The organism is Streptomyces sp. Qhu_M48, from assembly GCF_051305195.1.
In the GTDB taxonomy this organism is placed as follows: domain Bacteria; phylum Actinomycetota; class Actinomycetes; order Streptomycetales; family Streptomycetaceae; genus Streptomyces.
Map to the genome: position 1 here is coordinate 1,679,236 of NZ_CP195432.1, position 16,311 is coordinate 1,695,546.

The window sequence follows — 16,311 nt, forward strand, 5'->3', positions numbered from 1 at the left end:
ATACGGCGGCGCCCCCGTCCGGAAACACTTCCGGACGGGGGCGCCGCAGGTGAGGCTCGTTACGTTGCCTTTCGGCGTACGTCCTACAGACCGAGGTCGACCTCGAACTCGCCGGCCTCCAGGATCGCCTTGACCGACGTCAGGTAGCGGGCGGCGTCGGCGCCGTCCACCAGACGGTGGTCGTAGGACAGAGCGACGTAGGTCATGTCGCGGATCGCGATCGTCTCACCCAGGTCCGGGTGGTTGATGACGACCGGACGGCGCACGGTGGCGCCGATGCCCAGGATGGCGACCTGGTTCGGGGGCACGATGATCGTGTCGAAGAGCGCGCCGCGCGAACCGGTGTTGGAGATGGTGAAGGTCGCGCCGGCCAGGTCGTCCGGGGTGATCTTGCTGGCGCGCACGGCGCCGGCCAGCTCCGCGGTCTTCTTCGAGATGCCGGCGATGTTGAGGTCGCCCGCACCCTTGATGACCGGGGTCATCAGACCCTTCTCGGAGTCCACCGCGATACCGATGTTCTCGGTGTCGAAGTAGGTGATCGTGCCCTCGTCCTCGTTGATCCGGGCGTTGATGACCGGGTGGGCCTTCAGCGCCTGGGCCGCCGCCTTCACGAAGAACGGCATCGGGGAGAGCTTGACGCCCTCACGGGCGGCGAAGGCGTCCTTCGCGCGGCCGCGCAGCCTCATCAGCTTGGTGATGTCGACCTCGACGACCGAGGTCAGCTGGGCCTGGCCGTGCAGCGCCTTCATCATGTTGTCGCCGATGACCTTGCGCATGCGGGTCATCTTGACGGTCTGACCGCGCAGCGGGGAGGCCTCCAGGGCCGGGGCCTTCGCGGCGGCCGGAGCGGCGGCGGGGGCCGGGGCGGCCTTCTTGGCCTCGGCGGCCGCGAGGACGTCCTGCTTGCGGATACGGCCGCCGACGCCCGAGCCCTTGACGGCCGCGAGGTCGACACCGTTCTCGGTGGCGAGCTTGCGGACGAGCGGGGTCACGTACGCGCCGTCCTCGGCCGGAGCCGGGGTGACGAGCGCGGGCGCGAGGGACGGGGTCTGCGCGGCCGGAGCCGGAGCCGGAGCCGGAGCGGCGGCCGGAGCGGCCGGAGCCGCCGGCGCCGGAGCGGCAGGGGCAGCCGGAGCTGCAGGGGCCGGAGCCGGGGCGGCCGGGGCCGGGGCAGCGGCCGGGGCGGCCGGAGCCGGGGAGGGGGCGGCGGCCGGGGCGGCCGGAGCCGGAGCCGGGGCGGCGGCCGGAGCGGCACCCGCGGCACCGATGACGGCCAGCTTGGCGCCGACCTCGGCGGTCTCGTCCTCGGCGACGACGATCTCCAGGAGGACACCGGAGGCCGGTGCCGGGATCTCGGTGTCGACCTTGTCCGTGGAGACCTCGAGCAGCGGCTCGTCGGCCTCGACGGTCTCGCCGACCGACTTCAGCCAGCGGGTCACGGTGCCCTCGGTGACGGACTCGCCGAGCGCCGGCAGCACGACGTCGGTGCCTTCGGCGGAACCGCCACCGGCGGCCGCCTCGGCCGTCGGCGCCGGAGCCGGTGCCTCCGCCTCGGTGGACGGGGCGGCCTGCGGGGCCGGGGCCTCGGCCGCGGGGGCCGGGGCGGCCTCGGCGGCCGGAGCCGGAGCGGCCTCGGCAGCCGGAGCCGCCTCGGCGGCCGGAGCCTCGGCCGGGGCGCCGGTGCCGTCGTCGATGATGGCCAGCTCGGCGCCGACCTCGACCGTCTCGTCCTCGGCGACCTTGATGGAGGCCAGGATGCCCGAGGCGGGGGCGGGGATCTCGGTGTCGACCTTGTCGGTCGAGACCTCGAGCAGCGGCTCGTCGGCCTCGACACGCTCGCCCTCGGCCTTGAGCCAGCGGGTGACGGTGCCCTCGGTGACGCTCTCGCCGAGCGCCGGCAGGGTTACGGAAACCGACATGGTTTCAGGTGCTCCTAACGAATTGCGGAATGTGGTCGTCGCGCCCTGTGATGACGATGAGCGTCAGTCGTGGGAGTGCAGAGGCTTGCCGGCCAGGGCCAGGTGGGCCTCGCCGAGCGCCTCGTTCTGCGTCGGGTGGGCGTGGATGAGCTGCGCGACCTCGGCCGGCAGCGCCTCCCAGTTGTAGATCAGCTGCGCTTCGCCGACCTGCTCGCCCATGCGGTCACCGACCATGTGGACGCCGACCACGGCACCGTCCTTGACCTGGACGAGCTTGATCTCGCCCGCGGTCTTGAGGATCTTGCTCTTGCCGTTGCCCGCGAGGTTGTACTTGAGGGCGACGACCTTGTCCGCGCCGTAGATCTCCTTGGCCTTGGCCTCGGTGATGCCGACGGAGGCGACCTCGGGGTGGCAGTACGTCACCCGGGGCACGCCGTCGTAGTCGATCGGGACGGCCTTGAGGCCGGCCAGCCGCTCCGCGACGAGGATGCCCTCGGCGAAGCCGACGTGCGCGAGCTGGAGCGTCGGGACGAGGTCGCCCACGGCCGAGATCGTCGGCACGTTGGTGCGCATGTACTCGTCGACCAGGACGTAGCCGCGGTCCATCGCGACGCCCTGCTCCTCGTAGCCGAGACCGGCGGAGACCGGGCCGCGGCCGATCGCGACGAGCAGCACCTCGGCCTCGAAGGTCTTGCCGTCGGCCAGGGTGACCTTGACGCCGTTGTCGGTGTACTCGGCGGACTGGAAGAAGGTGCCGAGGTTGAACTTGATGCCGCGCTTGCGGAACGCGCGCTCAAGAAGCTTCGAGCTGTTCTCGTCCTCGACGGGGACGAGGTGCTTCATGCCCTCGATCACCGTGACGTCGGTGCCGAAGGACTTCCACGCCGAGGCGAACTCGACGCCGATGACACCGCCGCCGAGGATGATCGCGGACTCCGGGACCCGGTCGAGGGTCAGCGCGTGGTCCGAGGTGATGATCCGGTTGCCGTCGATCTCCAGGCCCGGCAGGGACTTCGGCACGGAGCCGGTGGCCAGCAGGACGTGACGGCCCTCGACGCGACGCCCGTCGACGTCGACGGAGGTCGGGGAGGACAGGTGGCCGGTGCCCTCGATGTACGTCACCTTGCGGGAGGCGACGAGACCCTGCAGACCCTTGTACAGGCCCGAGATCACGTCGTCCTTGTACTTGTGCACGGCCTTGATGTCGATGCCCTCGAAGGAGGCCTTGACACCGAACTGCTCCGCCTCGCGGGTCTGGTCGGCGACCTCACCGGCGTGGAGCAGGGCCTTCGTCGGGATGCAGCCGTTGTGCAGGCAGGTGCCGCCGAGCTTGTTCTTCTCGATCAGTGCGACGTCCAGGCCCAGCTGCGCTCCGCGCAGGGCCGCGGCGTAACCGCCGCTACCGCCGCCGAGGATCACTAGGTCGAAAACGGTGCTGGCGTCGTTCGCCACGTCACGTCCTCCATGCATGTGCGCTCGTCGCCGGTCCTCGATGACCGGGCGGCGGCTGGTGTTCGGCCGCTTATTTTCGGCCCTGTGGTGGGGGCCCTGTCCTGCCGAGAACCCATCTTCGCACTTGTTGACGGATGGCGGGACGCGGGGCCGTGCTCTGAGACGGCCGATCGTCCGTACGGCGGGCCGGGCAGAGCGTACGAACCTACGGATTTCGTCGCGGGCGACGGGGACGGCCCCGGGCACGGAGCCCGGGGCCGTCCCCGTCGCACACGGGTCACACGGCGATCAGAGCTCGCCGGCCGCCGTGCGCTCCGCCAGCCTCACCAGGGTGCGGACCGAGGAACCGGTGCCGCCCTTGGGGGTGTAGCCGTACGGGGCGCCCTCGTGGAAGGCCGGGCCCGCGATGTCCAGGTGGGCCCAGGTGATGCCCTCGCCCACGAACTCCTGGAGGAAGAGACCGGCGACCAGGCCGCCGCCCATCCGCTCTCCCATGTTGGCGATGTCGGCGGTGGGGGAGTCCATGCCCTTGCGCAGGTCCGCGGGGAGCGGCATCGGCCAGGACGCCTCGCCGACCTCGTCCGCGATCTCGTGGATCGTGGAGCGGTAGTCGTCGTCGTTGGCCATGATGCCGAAGGTGCGGTTGCCCAGGGCCAGGACCATGGCGCCGGTCAGGGTCGCCACGTCGACGATCGCGTCCGGGTGCTCCTCGGAGGCCTTGGTCAGCGCGTCGGCGAGGACGAGCCGGCCCTCGGCGTCGGTGTTCAGGACCTCGACGGTCTTGCCGCTGTACATGCGCAGCACGTCACCCGGGCGGGTGGCGGAGCCGGACGGCATGTTCTCGGCGAGGGCGAGCCAGCCGGTGACGTTGACCTCGAGGCCGAGGCGGGCCGCGGCGACGACGGCGGAGAACACGGCGGCGGCGCCGCTCATGTCGCACTTCATCGTCTCGTTGTGGCCGGCCGGCTTCAGGGAGATGCCGCCCGAGTCGTAGGTGATGCCCTTGCCGACCAGGGCGAGGGTCTTCTCCGCCTTCGAGTGGGTGTAGGCGACGCGGACCAGGCGCGGCGGGTTCTCCGAGCCCTTGCCGACGCCCAGGATGCCGCCGTAGCCGCCCTTGGCGAGCGCCTTCTCGTCGAGGACCTGGACCTTGAGGCCGTGCTCCTTGCCGGCGGCCTGGACGGCGGCGGCGAAGGCGGCCGGGGTCAGGTCGTTCGGCGGCATGTTGATCAGGTCGCGGGCGCGGTTGATCTCCTCGGCGACGGCCTGCGCGCGCTCGGCGGCGGCCTTGAACGCCTTGTCGCGCGGCTTGGCGCCGAGCAGGGCGACCTCGCCGAGCGGCTTCTTCGCGTCCTTGCCGGTCTCCTGGTACGCGGTGTAGGCGTAAGCGCCGAGCAGAGCGCCCTCCGCGATGGCGGCGGCGTCCTCGGTGTCGGCGATCGGCAGCGCGAACGCGGCCTTCTTCGCGCCCGTCAGGGTGCGGGCGGCGGTGCCGGCGGCGCGGCGCAGGGTCTCCGTGCCGTAGGACTCGCCGTCCTCGGGGGCGGAGCCCAGGCCCACGGCCAGGACGAGCGGGGCCTTGAGGCCGGCGGGGGCGGGCAGCTTGGTCGCCTCACCCTCGGCACCCGAGGCGCCCAGGGTCTCCAGGACGGCGGCGAGCCGGCCTTCGAAGGCCTTGTCGACGGCCTCGGCGCCCGGGGCGACGACGAGCGTCTTCCCTGACTTCGCGACGCCGACGACGAGGGCGTCGGCGCGCAGCGTCGCCGCGCCGGCAGTGCTGAGAGTGAGAGCAGTCACGGTGGTGAAATCTCGCTTCCATTGAGTTCTGTGGCGGTCGAGGGATGGGCCGACCGTGCCCGCCGCATCGTATTTCGGCCCGGAGAGCGCCGAGAACGAGCCTACGCTCGCTCACCCGGTTCGCTCACGGCGGCGTTGATTCACTCATCCGTGGTGTCTCTTTCATGTTTACCGTTCAGGCTCGGACCGTTCCTTCACACTCGCCTCAGCCACGCAAGGACGACGCTCTCGTCTTCGCATCATCTGCAACATCTCCACAGATCCCCCGCTCCGGCCCGGACGCGGAGGGGCCTGCCGAGGGGGGACACCACCTGATGGAATCCGGCCGAATCCGTATGCCCAGAACCGCGCCCCGCACCGCCCGGATCGCGCCCCGCGCCGCCCGCACCGCCCGCACCGCCCCCCGCACCGCCCGGATCGCGGCCCTCGCCGCCGCCGCGCTGCTCGCCACCGTCGTCCCGTCCGCGCAGGCCGTCGCGGCCCCCGCGGCCGTCGTGCCCCGGATCGACCTCACCGTCCTCGTCGTCGACGACGGCGGCAGCGCGGTCGGCGCGATCACCGCCGAGCTGAAGGGCGCGGGCGTCCGGTACCGCAGGATCGACCTGAACGACCCGAACCGGCCGGTCCTGGACACGGCCTTCCTGAGCGACACGCTCGACGGGCGTCCGCGCGCCAAGTACCAGGGCGTCGTCCTGCCCCACGAGAGCGCGCTCACCCCCGGGTCGGCCGAGGACACCGCGCTGCGGACGTACGAACGGACCTTCGGGATCCCGCAGGTCGACGCCTACACCTGGTCGCACCCCGGGGTCGGCCTGGACTACACGAACGAGGGAGGCCGGTCCGGCGTCCTCGACGGGACGACGGCCGGCGTCACCGCCGCCGGGCGGACCGGCCCCTTCCAGTACCTGGCCGGAGAGCTCACCTTCGAGGACAACGACCCGACCATCGCGGAGAGTTACGGCTACGCGGGCCGTCCCCGCGCCGGCTACACCAGCTACCTCGACGTCCCCGTCGACGGCGGCGGCCGGGCCAGCCTCGTCGGCGAGTACACCGCCGACGGGCGCCGCGAGCTGGTCGTCACCTTCGCCTACAACCAGTACCAGCGGCAGTTCCGGGCCCTCGCCCGTGGCATCGTCGAATGGCTCACCCAGGGCGTCCACCTCGGCCAGAGCCGCAACTACCTCTCGGTCCACGTCGACGACGTCTTCGCCCCCGACGCCCGCTGGGACCCCGCCCTCGACTGCACCCCCGGCGACTTCGACTGTGTCGGCGACGACGGGGAGGGGGCGAACCCCATCCGGATGTCGGTCGCCGACGCCCAGTACGCCGCCGCCTGGCAGAAGTCCTCCGGCTTCACCCTCGACATGGTCTACAACGGCGGCCAGGGCGAGCAGTGGAAGACCGAGCACGGCGGCGCCGACCCGCTCACCGACCGGCTCGTCGCCGACCGCGCCCAGTACCGGTGGATCAACCACACCTACACCCACCCCTTCCTCGGCTGCGTCCAGGACAACGCGGCCGTCCCCTGGCAGTGCGCCAAGGACGCCCAGGGCAACACCCTCTGGGTCAGCCGCGCCGAGCTCTCCGCCCAGATCCGCGACAACCACAACTGGGCCGTCCGCAAGGGCATCTCCGTCGACCGCTCCGAACTCGTCACCGGCGAGCACTCCGGCCTGAGGACCCTGCCGCAGCAGCCCGTCGACAACCCGAACCTCGCGGGCGCCCTCGCCGACAACGGCGTCAAGTGGACCGGCAGCGACAACTCCCGCGAGCCGCAGCAGCGTTCGGTCGGGACCTCCTCCGGCGCCGCGAAGACCGTGCCCCGGCACCCCATGAACGTCTACTACAACGTCGGCACCGCAGCCGAGATGACCGACGAGTACAACTGGATCTACACCTCCCGCGCCGACGGCGGCAGCGGCGTCTGCGAGTCCAACCCGCTCTCCACCTGCCTGGCCGAGCCGCTCCCCACCACCACCGGGTACGCCGACCACATCGTCCCGCAGGAAGCCCGCACCGCCCTCTCCCACGTACTCGGCAACGACCCGCGGCCGCACTACGTGCACCAGTCCAACCTCGCCGAGGAACGTCTCCTCTACCCCGTCCTCGACCGGGTCCTCGCCGACTACCGGGGCCTGTTCGCGCCGAGCGCGCCCCTGGTGAACCCGGCCCAGCGCGACGTCGGCACCGAGCTGACCCGCCGCGCCGCCTGGGACCAGGCCGTCGCCGCCGGAAAGGTCACCGCCTACCGCATCGGCACCGTGGTCACCGTCAAGGCGCCCGCCGGCGTCGCCGCGCCCGTCACCGCTCCCGAGGGCACCCGCAAGCGCCTCCTCCTCGGCACCACCGCCTTCGGCGGCGCCTACGCCGGGACCCGCTCCGCCTGGACCACACCCGAACTTCTGCAGAGCAGCGTCACGCTCACGCTCCCGACCGTCTGACCAGCACGTTCTGGGGGGAACCGCACATGCCGAGCAGTGGCCGTCACGTCACCATGCTCACCGAAGGCACCTACCCGCATGTCCACGGAGGCGTCAGCACCTGGTGCGACCAGCTCGTCCGTGGCATGCCCGAGGTCGACTTCGAGATCCTCGCCCTCACCGGCAGTGGTCGCGAACCCGTCACCTGGGAGCTGCCGTCCAACGTCACCCGGCACACCGCGTACCCCCTCTGGGGACTCCCGCGGGGACCGGCCGCGCGGCTCCGCGCGAGCCGGCCCCCGCGGGGGCGCGAGCGCCGCCGCTTCCTCGACAGTTACGAGCGCCTGCTGCTCGCCCTGCTCGACCCGGAGGCGGGGTACGACTTCGGCACCAGCCTGTTCGAGCTGGCCGAACTCGCCCGGCAGGGAAGGCTGACAGGCGCCCTGCGCTCCGAGGCCGCCCTGCGCTCCCTGATGTGGATCTGGACCATGCCGCACCTGCCGACGCTCGCGGCCCGGCCCACCGTCCACGACGCGCTCACCGCCACCGACCTGCTCGAACACGCCCTGCGGCCGCTGGCCGCCCGGATATCCGGCGGCGGCGTCGCCCACGCCGTCTCCAGCGGCCTCGCCACCCTGCCGGCGCTCGTCGCACAGCACGTCGAAGGAGTGCCCTTCCTGCTCACCGAACACGGCATCTACCTCCGCGAGCGCTACCTCGGCTACCGCACCGACGCGCAACGCTGGCCGGTGAAAGCCCTGATGCTCGGCTTCTACCGCGAGCTCAACACCCTCGGCTACCGCAAGGCCGACCTCATCACCCCCTGCAACCAGTACAACCGGCGCTGGGAGGAGCGCGGCGGCGCCCCCGCCGACCGCATCCGCACCGTCTACAACGGCGTCGACCCGGCCCTCTTCCCCGAGGCCGGCCCGGAACCCGGGACCCCCACCCTCAGCTGGTGCGGACGCGTCGACCCCATCAAGGACCTCGAAACCCTGATCAGGGCGTACGCGATCTGCCGCGCCGAACTCCCCGCGCTGCGGCTGCGGTTGTTCGGCCCGGTCCCCGCCGGGAACGAGGACTACCTGACCCGCCTGGAGAAGCTCGCCGCCGAGCTGGGCGTCACCGACGGGATCACCTTCGAGGGCCGCGTCTCGGACGTGCCCTCCGCCTACGCGGCCGGCAGCGTGGTGATGCTCTCCTCCATCAGCGAGGGCTTCCCCTTCTCCCTCATCGAGGCCATGTCCTGCGGCCGCGCCACCGTCTCCACCGACGTCGGCGGGGTACGGGAGGCCGTCGGTGACACCGGGATCGTCGTCCCGCCCCGCGAACCGGCCGTCATGGCCGCCGCCGTCACCGCGCTCCTCCGTGACGGGGCCCGCCGCGCCGAACTCGGCCGGCTGGCCCGGCAGCGGGTGATCGACCGCTTCACCCTGCACCGCTCCGTGGACGGCTTCCGCCAGATCTACCGCGAGCTGGCGGGCGACCGGGCCCGGCCCGTGCGGCCCGTCGTCCACCCGAAGCCCTGGCCGGTCCGCCTCCCCGCCCCGCGCCGCCTCACGCCGACCCTGGTGGCGGGAGGCGCCCCGGCATGAGCGGCTCCCTCTGGCTGAAACGCCCCACCGCGGACACCCCGCTGCCGACGATCCCGAGACCGCGACGGGAGGGCATGACCGGGACCGGGGCACCGACGACCCCGGACGGCCCCGGCCCCGGCCCCCGCCCCGGCCACGACGGCGGCCCCGATCCCCGCCCCGGCGCGGACCCGCGCCCCGGCCCCGGTCCCGGTCCCGGTCCCGGTCCCGCTGACGGTCTCGCCGGTGACCCCCTCGACGAGCTCGCCGAGCGGATCGGGGCGCTCGCCGCCGTCGCCGTGCACCCCGACGAGATCGCCGCGATCCTCGAGTCCGACGGCATGACCGACGACCACATCCGGCTCACCTACGGCCGCGCCGACTCCTTCGCGCTCGCCGAGGACCTCTACGCACGCGTGGAGCGGCGCCACCCCGCCCCCCAGGCACCGCCCGCCGACGCCTGGCACACCGGGCTCGCGGGCTGCCTCCTGCGCGGCCTCGTCTTCGCGCTGCCCGGCCTCGCCTACGTCCTCGCCGCCCCCCTGCTCGCCGGGGAGCAGGGCCGGTTCGGGCTTCCCGGCGGAACGGTTCCGCTGCTCGCGGGCGCCGTCACCGGCTGGGTGTGGAACCAGGCCCTCTCCCACCGCGCGTACACCTGGCTCGGGCTCGGCGACCGGCCCGCCGCCGCCCGCGCCCTGCTCGTCGGCGCCCCGGCCGGCGCCCTCGCCGGTACGGCCGTCGCCCTCGCGGCGGCCGCGCCCGGCGAGACCCCGGCGGCCCTGTTCGCCGCCGGGCAGTCGGTCTACCTCGCCGCCGCGACCGTGCTCCTGGTCCTCGGCCGTGAACGGGCCCTGTTCCGCGCCCTGCTGCCGCTCGCCGGCGCCGTCCCCGCCTTCCGCTGGGACCTGCCCGACCCGCTGCGCGCGACGTTGCTCCTCACCGCGCTCACCGCGAGCGTCGTCCTCGCGGGGCTCGCCCTGCGGCCGGGTGCCCGGCGCGCCGCGGCGGGACGCGGCGGCCCACCGCGCGCCGCCTCCCTCCCGTACGGCCTGTTCGGGCTCGGCAGCGGTCTGCTCGTCCTCCAGGCGGGTGTCGGCGTCACCCCGGTGAGCGGGGCGGGGGCGGTCATAGCGCTCACGCTCTCGATGGGACCGGCCGAGTGGCTGCTGCACCGCTTCCGCGGCGAGAGCCTGACCCGGCTGCGGACCCTCACCACGGCCCGCGAGTTCCGCCGGGCCGTCACCGGCACCCTCGTGCTCTGCCTCGGCGGCTACCTGACCGTCCTCGTCGCGCTCACCCTCACCGTGGCCCTCGCCTGGCCCGGGGCTCCCTGGCCCACGCCGCCGCGGCTCGTCGGCCTGCTCGTGATCGGGACGGTGCTCTGGCTGGGGCTGCTGCTCCAGGCCTTCGGCGCGGTGCGCGGCGCGGCCGCCGTCTGTCTGCTCGCGGCGGCGGCGCAGACGGCGGAACCGGCGGCGGGCCCGCTGGTGGCCGGGGGAGCGGCGGCCGTGCTGGCCGTCCTCACCTGTGTTCTGCTGGTACGACCGACCGCCCACCGCGTCTAGGGAACCCGGCCCGTGAACCGTCTCCTCCTGGTGCCGTTCTACGAGCACCCGGCCGACCGCCCCGACGCCTGGTCCGCCCTGGTCGCCGCGGCGCCGTCCCTGTACGGCGTCGTCGTCAACCCGGCGAGCGGCGCGGGCGAGGCCCCCGACCCCGCGTTCGCGGAGGCGGCCGGGCGGCTGCGGCGGGCCGGAGTGCGGCTCCTCGGCTACGTGGACACCGACTACGGTCGCCGCCCGCACGCCCAGGTCGTCACCGACCTCGTCCGCCACCGCGACTGGTACGGCACCGACGGCGCCTTCCTCGACCAGGTCGCGACCGCGCCGGCGGCCCTCGCCCACTACCGCCGGATCGCGGTCGCGGCCCGGTCCGCCGGGGCCGTGACCCTGGTGCTCAACCACGGTGCCCACCCCGACCCCGGTTACGAGGAGTTCGCCGACCTCCTCGTCACGTTCGAGGGCCCCTGGGACACGTACCGGACGCTCGACCTGCCGGTCGCCGACCGGTACTGCCACCTCGTCTACGGGGCCCCGCCCGGGGTCCGCCCGGTCACCCGGGTGCACTGCGCCGTCCCCGGCACGGGCGCACACCCCTGGGGCACCCTTCCGCACCTCCTGGAGCCCGCCCGATGAGACGAGCCAGCCCGATGAGACGACTGCTGCCCCTGCTCGCGGGGCTGCTGCTCCTCGCCACCGCCTGTACGACGGCCCCCGACCCGGACCCGAAGCCGCGGGAAGAGCGGTGGCGGCCGAAGCCGGGGGCCGGCTGGCAGTGGCAGCTCAGCGGCCGGCTCGACCCGACCGTCGACGTCCCGGTGTACGACATCGACGGCTTCGACCACCCGGCGTCGACGGTCGCCGACCTCCACCGGCGGGGCCGCAAGGTCATCTGCTACCTCTCCACCGGTGCCTGGGAGGACTTCCGGCCGGACGCGTCCGCGTTCCCGAAGTCCGTGCTCGGCCAGGGCAACGGCTGGGAGGGCGAACGCTGGCTCGACATCCGCCGCACCGACGTCCTCGAACCCCTGATGGCCGCGCGCCTCGACATGTGCCGGGACAAGGGCTTCGACGCCGTCGAACCCGACAACATGGACGGCTACAAGAATCGCACCGGCTTCCCCCTGACCGCCGCCGACCAGCTCCGCTACAACCGGCTGATCGCCCGCCTGGCGCACGACCGGGGCCTCGCGGTGGGACTCAAGAACGACCTGGACCAGATCCCGCAGCTGCTCCCCGACTTCGACTTCGCGGTCAACGAGCAGTGCGCGGAGTACGACGAGTGCGGCCGGCTGGTCCCGTTCGTGACGGCGGGCAAGGCGGTCTTCCACGTCGAGTACGAGCTGGAGGCCGAGGAGTTCTGCCCCCAGGTGCGCGAGCTGGGCTTCAGCTCCCTGCAGAAGCGGTACGAGCTGGGCGTCTGGCGCCGGGCCTGCTGACCCGCCCGGCCGCCGGGCGTGGAGGGATCACCCCAGGGCCAGCGCCACCAGGGCGGCCGTCGCCGCCGTCTCCTCCACCGCGCCGAACACGTCCCCCGTCACCCCGCCGAACCGCCGTACGCACCGGCGGAGCAGCAGGGAGGCCGCGCCGAGCGCCGCACCCGCCGCCAGGACGTTGTGGACCGCGTCGGACGGCGAGAGCAGCAGGCCCGTGGCGGCGCAGCCGACCAGGACGAGGGCGGTCGTGAGGGTCGAGGACCGGACCGGGACCGTCGCGGCGACGATGGCCCCGAGGCCCTCGGGGCGGGCCGCGGGGACGCCGTGGCGTGAGGCGTGGGTGAGGGCGAGACGGGCGACGGTCGCGGCGAGGACTGCGCCGACCGCCCCGTGCGCCCAGCTCTCCCCGTACAGCTCGGAGACCGCGGCGACCTGGGCGAACAGGACGAGGAGCAGCACGATGACGCCGAACGGGCCGACGTCGGACTGCTTCATGATGCGCAGCGCGTCCTCGGCGGGCTTGGCGCTGCCGAGGCCGTCGGCGGTGTCGGCGAGGCCGTCGAGGTGGAGGCCACGGGTGAGGGCGGCGGGGACGGCGGTGGTGGCGACGGCGGCGAGCAGCGGGCCGGAGCCGAGCGCCAGGAACGCGGAGCCGAGCGCGGCGGAGCAGAGACCGACGGCCAGCCCGGCGAGGGGTGCGCAGAGCATGCCGGCGCGTGCCGCGTCCCGGTCCCAGCGGGTGATGCGGGCGGGGAACACGGTGAGGGTGCCGAAGGCGAAACGCAGGCCGTCCATCCGGGCAGGGTAATCGTCGCTCCCGGACGGTAGATTGCGCATACCGCCCAAATCGGAAGGGGGTGGCATGGGTCACTGGTTCGCCCGCAACATCGTCGAGCCGGGCAAGCTCCCGACGCTTCTCGCTCTGACCTCATTCGTCGTGACATTCCTGGTCACCCGCACGGTCACCCGGCTCATCAGGGCGGGGAAGGGGCCCTTCCGGAACGTCTCCTCCGGAGGGCTCCACATCCATCACGTCGTACCCGGCGTGGTGCTCACCGTCCTCGGCGGTTTCGGCGCGGTGGGCAGCGGCCGGCACGGGATCGGCGCGGCCGTCTTCGCCGTGGTCTTCGGGATCGGAGCGGGGCTCGTCCTCGACGAGTTCGCGCTGATCCTCCATCTGGACGACGTGTACTGGACCGACCAGGGCCGCAAGAGCGTCGAGGTGGTCGTCCTCACCGCCGCCCTGGTCCTGCTGGCCCTGAGCGGCTTCTCGCCGCTCGGCGTCGACGACGTGACCGCCGACGAGCGCCAGGACCGGGCCACGTTCGTCCTGACCCTGGTGGTGAACTTCCTCTTCATCCTGATCACCCTGGTGAAGGGGAAGTTCCGGATGGCCGTCCTCGGGACCCTCGTCCCGTTCGTGGCGATCGTCGGCGCCGTACGGCTGGCCCGCCCGGGTTCCTGGTGGGCGCGGAGGTTCTACGGGCGCCGCCACCGGGCCCGGGCCCGTTCCCGCATCCGGACGTACCGCCACGACAAGCGCTGGGTCAAGGTCAGGCGCCGTTCTCAGGACTTGATCGGCGGCTTCCAGGAGCGGGTCCCGGGGCGGGGCTCCACCCCCTCCTGACGGCGCTCGCGCCAGGCCCGCACCCCGATCAGGACGAGGACGCCGGCGATCGCCGCCAGATGCTCCTTGCCCGCCAGGTTCGGCTTGACGATCACCTCGACCACCATCGCCACGACCACCAGCCCGCCCGTCCACCGGGCCCCGTAACGCCAGCAGACGTAGACGGCGAGGCCGACCACGGCCGCCGAGGGCCCGGTGTCGACGACCCGCGCGTCGGCGGCGGGCAGCCCGAACGGGGTGTCCGGGCCGAGCGCGATGCCCACCCGCGCGTACAGCGTCCCGCAGAGCGTGGCCAGATAGGCGACGGCGAGCGTCCGCCACCGCCCGAGACAGATCTCGGCGATCCCGAACACCAGCAGGACCTGCGCGAGAGCGCCCCAGACGGGCAGGTCCAGCGCGGGCACGAAGAGGGAGAGCGGGGTGCGGAGCAGCGCGAGCCAGAGCGGGTCCTCGGCGCGCACGGAGCCGATGTCCTGGACCGGCTGATAGCCCCAGTCCTGGTTCTGCGCGAGCTGGAAGAGGGCGGTGAGGCAGACGGCGGCCAGCGTCATCGGGACCGCCTTCCACCTCCGGGTGACGAGCGCCGCCCGCACGGTGCCGAGGAGCGGACCCCACTCGCGGCGCGCGAAACCCGCGACGGAGCCGCTCAACGGCCGCTCTCCAGATGTCTGCGGTGCATCCACTTCGGCAGCCCCGGGGCCTCCAGGAACCCTTCGGCGCGACCGGCGGCGAGGCCGATGCGCAGCAGGTCCGCACTCCTCTCGAAGAGCATGAACCGGGGCTCCCAGATCGGTCGGTACTTGGCGTTGGCGCGGTACAGCGACTCGATCTGCCACCAGCGGGAGAAGAAGCTGAGCAGGGAACGCCACATGCGCAGCACGGGTCCCGCCCCGAGCTTCGAGCCACGCTCGAAGACGGAACGGAACATGGCGAAGTTCAGGGAGACCTGAGTGATCCCGATCTCCTCGGCGCGCTGGAGGAGTTCGATGACCATGAACTCCATCAGCCCGTTCTCGGACTCCCGGTCACGGCGCATCAGGTCCAGCGAGAGACCCTTCGGCCCCCACGGGACGAAGGACAGCACGGCCCGCAGGGCCCCCTCGCCGTCGGTGCACTCCAGCATCACGCAGCGGCCGTCACGCGGGTCGCCGAGCCGCCCGAGCGCCATCGAGAAGCCCCGCTCCGTGGCCCCGTCCCGCCAGTCGTCGGCCTTGCGCAGCAGCTCGGCCATCTCCTCGGCCGGGATGTCCTCGTGGCGCCGGATCCGGACCTCGTACCCGGCCCGCTTGACCCGGTTGAAGGCCTGCCGGACCGTCCGCATCGCCCGGCCGTCGAGGGTGAACTCGTCGGTCTCCACGATCGCCTCGTCGCCCAGCTCCAGGGCGTCCAGTCCGTGCCGCGCGTAGATCACGCCGGCCTCCTCGCTCGCCCCCATCACCGCGGGGATCCAGCCGTGCTCCCGCGCCTCGGCCAGCCAGGGCTCGATCGCGCCGGGCCAGGCCTCGGGGTCGCCGATCGGGTCGCCGGAAGCGAGCGAGACCCCGCCGACCACCCGGTAGGTGACGGCGGCCTTCTCGCTCGGCGACCACACGACGCTCTTCTCGCGGCGCAGCGCGAAGTAGCCGAGCGAGTCCCGGTCCCCCTGCTTGTCGAGGAGGGCCCGCAGCCGCTCCTCGTCCCGCTCGGTCAGCGGGTCGGTGGCCCGGCGGGAGCGGAAGGCGGCGAAGAGCACCGCGAAGAGCAGCAGCGTGGACAGGACGTTGATGGTGACGTCGACCCAGCCGGGGGTGGTGATCCCGGCGAACCGCGCGTCGTCGGAGGCCAGCGTGATCAGCCGCATCACGCCGTACCGCCAGCGCTCCAGGAAGGTGGAGTGCGCGGTGGAGGTGTTGGTGACGGTGACCAGGACGGCCGCGAGCAGCGAGGTGACGAGCAGTCCGCCGACCGCCACGACCGCCGCCAGCCACGGGTTGGAGCGGTCGCCCTTCGCGTAGAACTCCTTGCGTCCCAGCAGCAGTGCGAGCACGAAGGCGGCGGTCAGGACCAGCGAGATCCAGTTCTGCGCGTGCTCCCGGATCTCCGGGAAGAGCATCACCAGCGCGAAGAGCAGCAGGAACAGTCCGCCGAGCACCAGGTTGAGGATCCACGCGGCCCGCTTGCGGCGCCGCATGGTGATCGCCAGGAAGAGGGTGAAGACCCCCGAGGCGAAGCCCGCCGTGAGCATGTACGGAGTGAAGTAGTCGTCCTCGTTGTGCCGGCGCAGGTCCTGCCCGAAGGAGACCCAGACGGCACTCAGGAAATTGATGAACGTGACGACGCGCAGGTACCAGACGGCGAACGCGGCGCCGCGCCGTGATCGGGCGGTGGTGCCCCGGGGCGCTGCTTCGGCGGACAAACGGACCTCTCCCATGAAAAGCGATCATATGGGGCGTCGTTTGTCGTGCGGCGACGCCGGAGGCGGCCGCGCGCGCGTCGCGCACCTGCCGTGCGCCGCGCGTACGGCCGCCTCCGGAGCCGCTCAGTCCGT

General features: G+C 72.9%; 12 protein-coding genes. 6 read left to right on the forward strand and 6 right to left on the reverse strand.

Annotated elements, in window-relative coordinates; translation table 11 throughout:
* Positions 1–83: 83 nt before the first annotated feature.
* From sucB to ACRRSS_RS07895, 3 genes are all read right to left on the reverse strand, one after another.
* Entirely contained in the window at positions 84–1,919 is a 1,836-nt protein-coding gene (sucB, locus tag ACRRSS_RS07885) for a 2-oxoglutarate dehydrogenase, E2 component, dihydrolipoamide succinyltransferase (protein WP_435970511.1), read from the reverse strand.
* Positions 1,920–1,982: 63 nt separating this feature from the next.
* Positions 1,983–3,371, reverse strand: coding sequence for a dihydrolipoyl dehydrogenase (gene lpdA, locus ACRRSS_RS07890; protein ID WP_435970512.1), 1,389 nt, complete (start codon positions 3,369–3,371; stop codon positions 1,983–1,985).
* A 288-nt stretch (positions 3,372–3,659) separates the two neighbouring features.
* Positions 3,660–5,168, reverse strand: coding sequence for a leucyl aminopeptidase (locus tag ACRRSS_RS07895; RefSeq protein WP_435970513.1), 1,509 nt, complete (start codon positions 5,166–5,168; stop codon positions 3,660–3,662).
* A 335-nt stretch (positions 5,169–5,503) separates the two neighbouring features.
* Here ACRRSS_RS07895 and ACRRSS_RS07900 point away from each other — a divergent pair, with 335 nt between their 5' ends.
* The 5 genes from ACRRSS_RS07900 to ACRRSS_RS07920 are packed head-to-tail and all read left to right on the forward strand — an operon-like array spanning position 5,504 to position 12,160.
* Positions 5,504–7,609 (forward strand): hypothetical protein, encoded by a 2,106-nt coding sequence (locus ACRRSS_RS07900; protein WP_435970514.1) that lies wholly within the window; start codon positions 5,504–5,506, stop codon positions 7,607–7,609.
* Between the two features lie 26 nt (positions 7,610–7,635).
* Positions 7,636–9,183, forward strand: coding sequence for a GT4 family glycosyltransferase PelF (gene pelF, locus ACRRSS_RS07905; protein ID WP_435970515.1), 1,548 nt, complete (start codon positions 7,636–7,638; stop codon positions 9,181–9,183).
* Positions 9,180–10,727 carry a hypothetical protein gene (locus tag ACRRSS_RS07910; protein ID WP_435970516.1) on the forward strand — a complete coding sequence of 516 codons (1,548 nt, stop codon included), beginning with the start codon at positions 9,180–9,182 and terminating at the stop codon, positions 10,725–10,727. Before pelF ends, ACRRSS_RS07910 begins: the two co-directional genes overlap by 4 nt.
* 12 nt (positions 10,728–10,739) lie before the next feature.
* Positions 10,740–11,357 carry a spherulation-specific family 4 protein gene (locus ACRRSS_RS07915; protein WP_435970517.1) on the forward strand — a complete coding sequence of 206 codons (618 nt, stop codon included), beginning with the start codon at positions 10,740–10,742 and terminating at the stop codon, positions 11,355–11,357.
* A 14-nt stretch (positions 11,358–11,371) separates the two neighbouring features.
* Complete coding sequence (locus ACRRSS_RS07920) at positions 11,372–12,160, forward strand: endo alpha-1,4 polygalactosaminidase (protein WP_435975275.1); 789 nt, start codon at positions 11,372–11,374, stop codon at positions 12,158–12,160.
* A gap of 27 nt (positions 12,161–12,187) precedes the next feature.
* Here the strand turns inward: ACRRSS_RS07920 and ACRRSS_RS07925 are convergent, their stop codons facing one another.
* Positions 12,188–12,952 (reverse strand): adenosylcobinamide-GDP ribazoletransferase, encoded by a 765-nt coding sequence (locus ACRRSS_RS07925; protein ID WP_435970518.1) that lies wholly within the window; start codon positions 12,950–12,952, stop codon positions 12,188–12,190.
* A 67-nt stretch (positions 12,953–13,019) separates the two neighbouring features.
* On the opposite strand from ACRRSS_RS07925, the gene ACRRSS_RS07930 reads away from it, so the two are divergent.
* Positions 13,020–13,784, forward strand: a complete 765-nt coding sequence (locus ACRRSS_RS07930) for a hypothetical protein (protein ID WP_435970519.1) — start codon at positions 13,020–13,022, stop codon at positions 13,782–13,784.
* On the opposite strand, the gene ACRRSS_RS07935 is transcribed toward ACRRSS_RS07930, so the two are convergent.
* Both ACRRSS_RS07935 and ACRRSS_RS07940 read right to left on the reverse strand, forming a co-directional pair.
* Positions 13,724–14,434 (reverse strand): hypothetical protein, encoded by a 711-nt coding sequence (locus ACRRSS_RS07935; protein ID WP_435970520.1) that lies wholly within the window; start codon positions 14,432–14,434, stop codon positions 13,724–13,726. The genes ACRRSS_RS07930 and ACRRSS_RS07935 overlap by 61 nt on opposite strands.
* A complete protein-coding gene (locus tag ACRRSS_RS07940; protein ID WP_435970521.1) occupies positions 14,431–16,194 on the reverse strand; it encodes a phosphatidylglycerol lysyltransferase domain-containing protein in 1,764 nt (587 codons plus the stop codon). Before ACRRSS_RS07940 ends, ACRRSS_RS07935 begins: the two co-directional genes overlap by 4 nt.
* Between the last annotated feature and the right edge of the window lie 117 nt (positions 16,195–16,311).

Excerpts from the sequence above, each read along its gene's own strand:
- sucB (WP_435970511.1), bottom strand. The coding sequence starts at position 1,919 with ATGTCGGTTTCCGTAACCCTGCCGGCGCTCGGCGAGAGCGTCACCGAG.
- ACRRSS_RS07930 (WP_435970519.1), top strand. The coding sequence starts at position 13,020 with ATGGGTCACTGGTTCGCCCGCAACATCGTCGAGCCGGGCAAGCTCCCG.
- ACRRSS_RS07940 (WP_435970521.1), bottom strand. The coding sequence starts at position 16,194 with ATGGGAGAGGTCCGTTTGTCCGCCGAAGCAGCGCCCCGGGGCACCACC.
- ACRRSS_RS07910 (WP_435970516.1), top strand. The coding sequence starts at position 9,180 with ATGAGCGGCTCCCTCTGGCTGAAACGCCCCACCGCGGACACCCCGCTG.
- ACRRSS_RS07900 (WP_435970514.1), top strand. The coding sequence starts at position 5,504 with ATGCCCAGAACCGCGCCCCGCACCGCCCGGATCGCGCCCCGCGCCGCC.
- pelF (WP_435970515.1), top strand. The coding sequence starts at position 7,636 with ATGCCGAGCAGTGGCCGTCACGTCACCATGCTCACCGAAGGCACCTAC.
- ACRRSS_RS07920 (WP_435975275.1), top strand. The coding sequence starts at position 11,372 with ATGAGACGACTGCTGCCCCTGCTCGCGGGGCTGCTGCTCCTCGCCACC.
- ACRRSS_RS07925 (WP_435970518.1), bottom strand. The coding sequence starts at position 12,952 with ATGGACGGCCTGCGTTTCGCCTTCGGCACCCTCACCGTGTTCCCCGCC.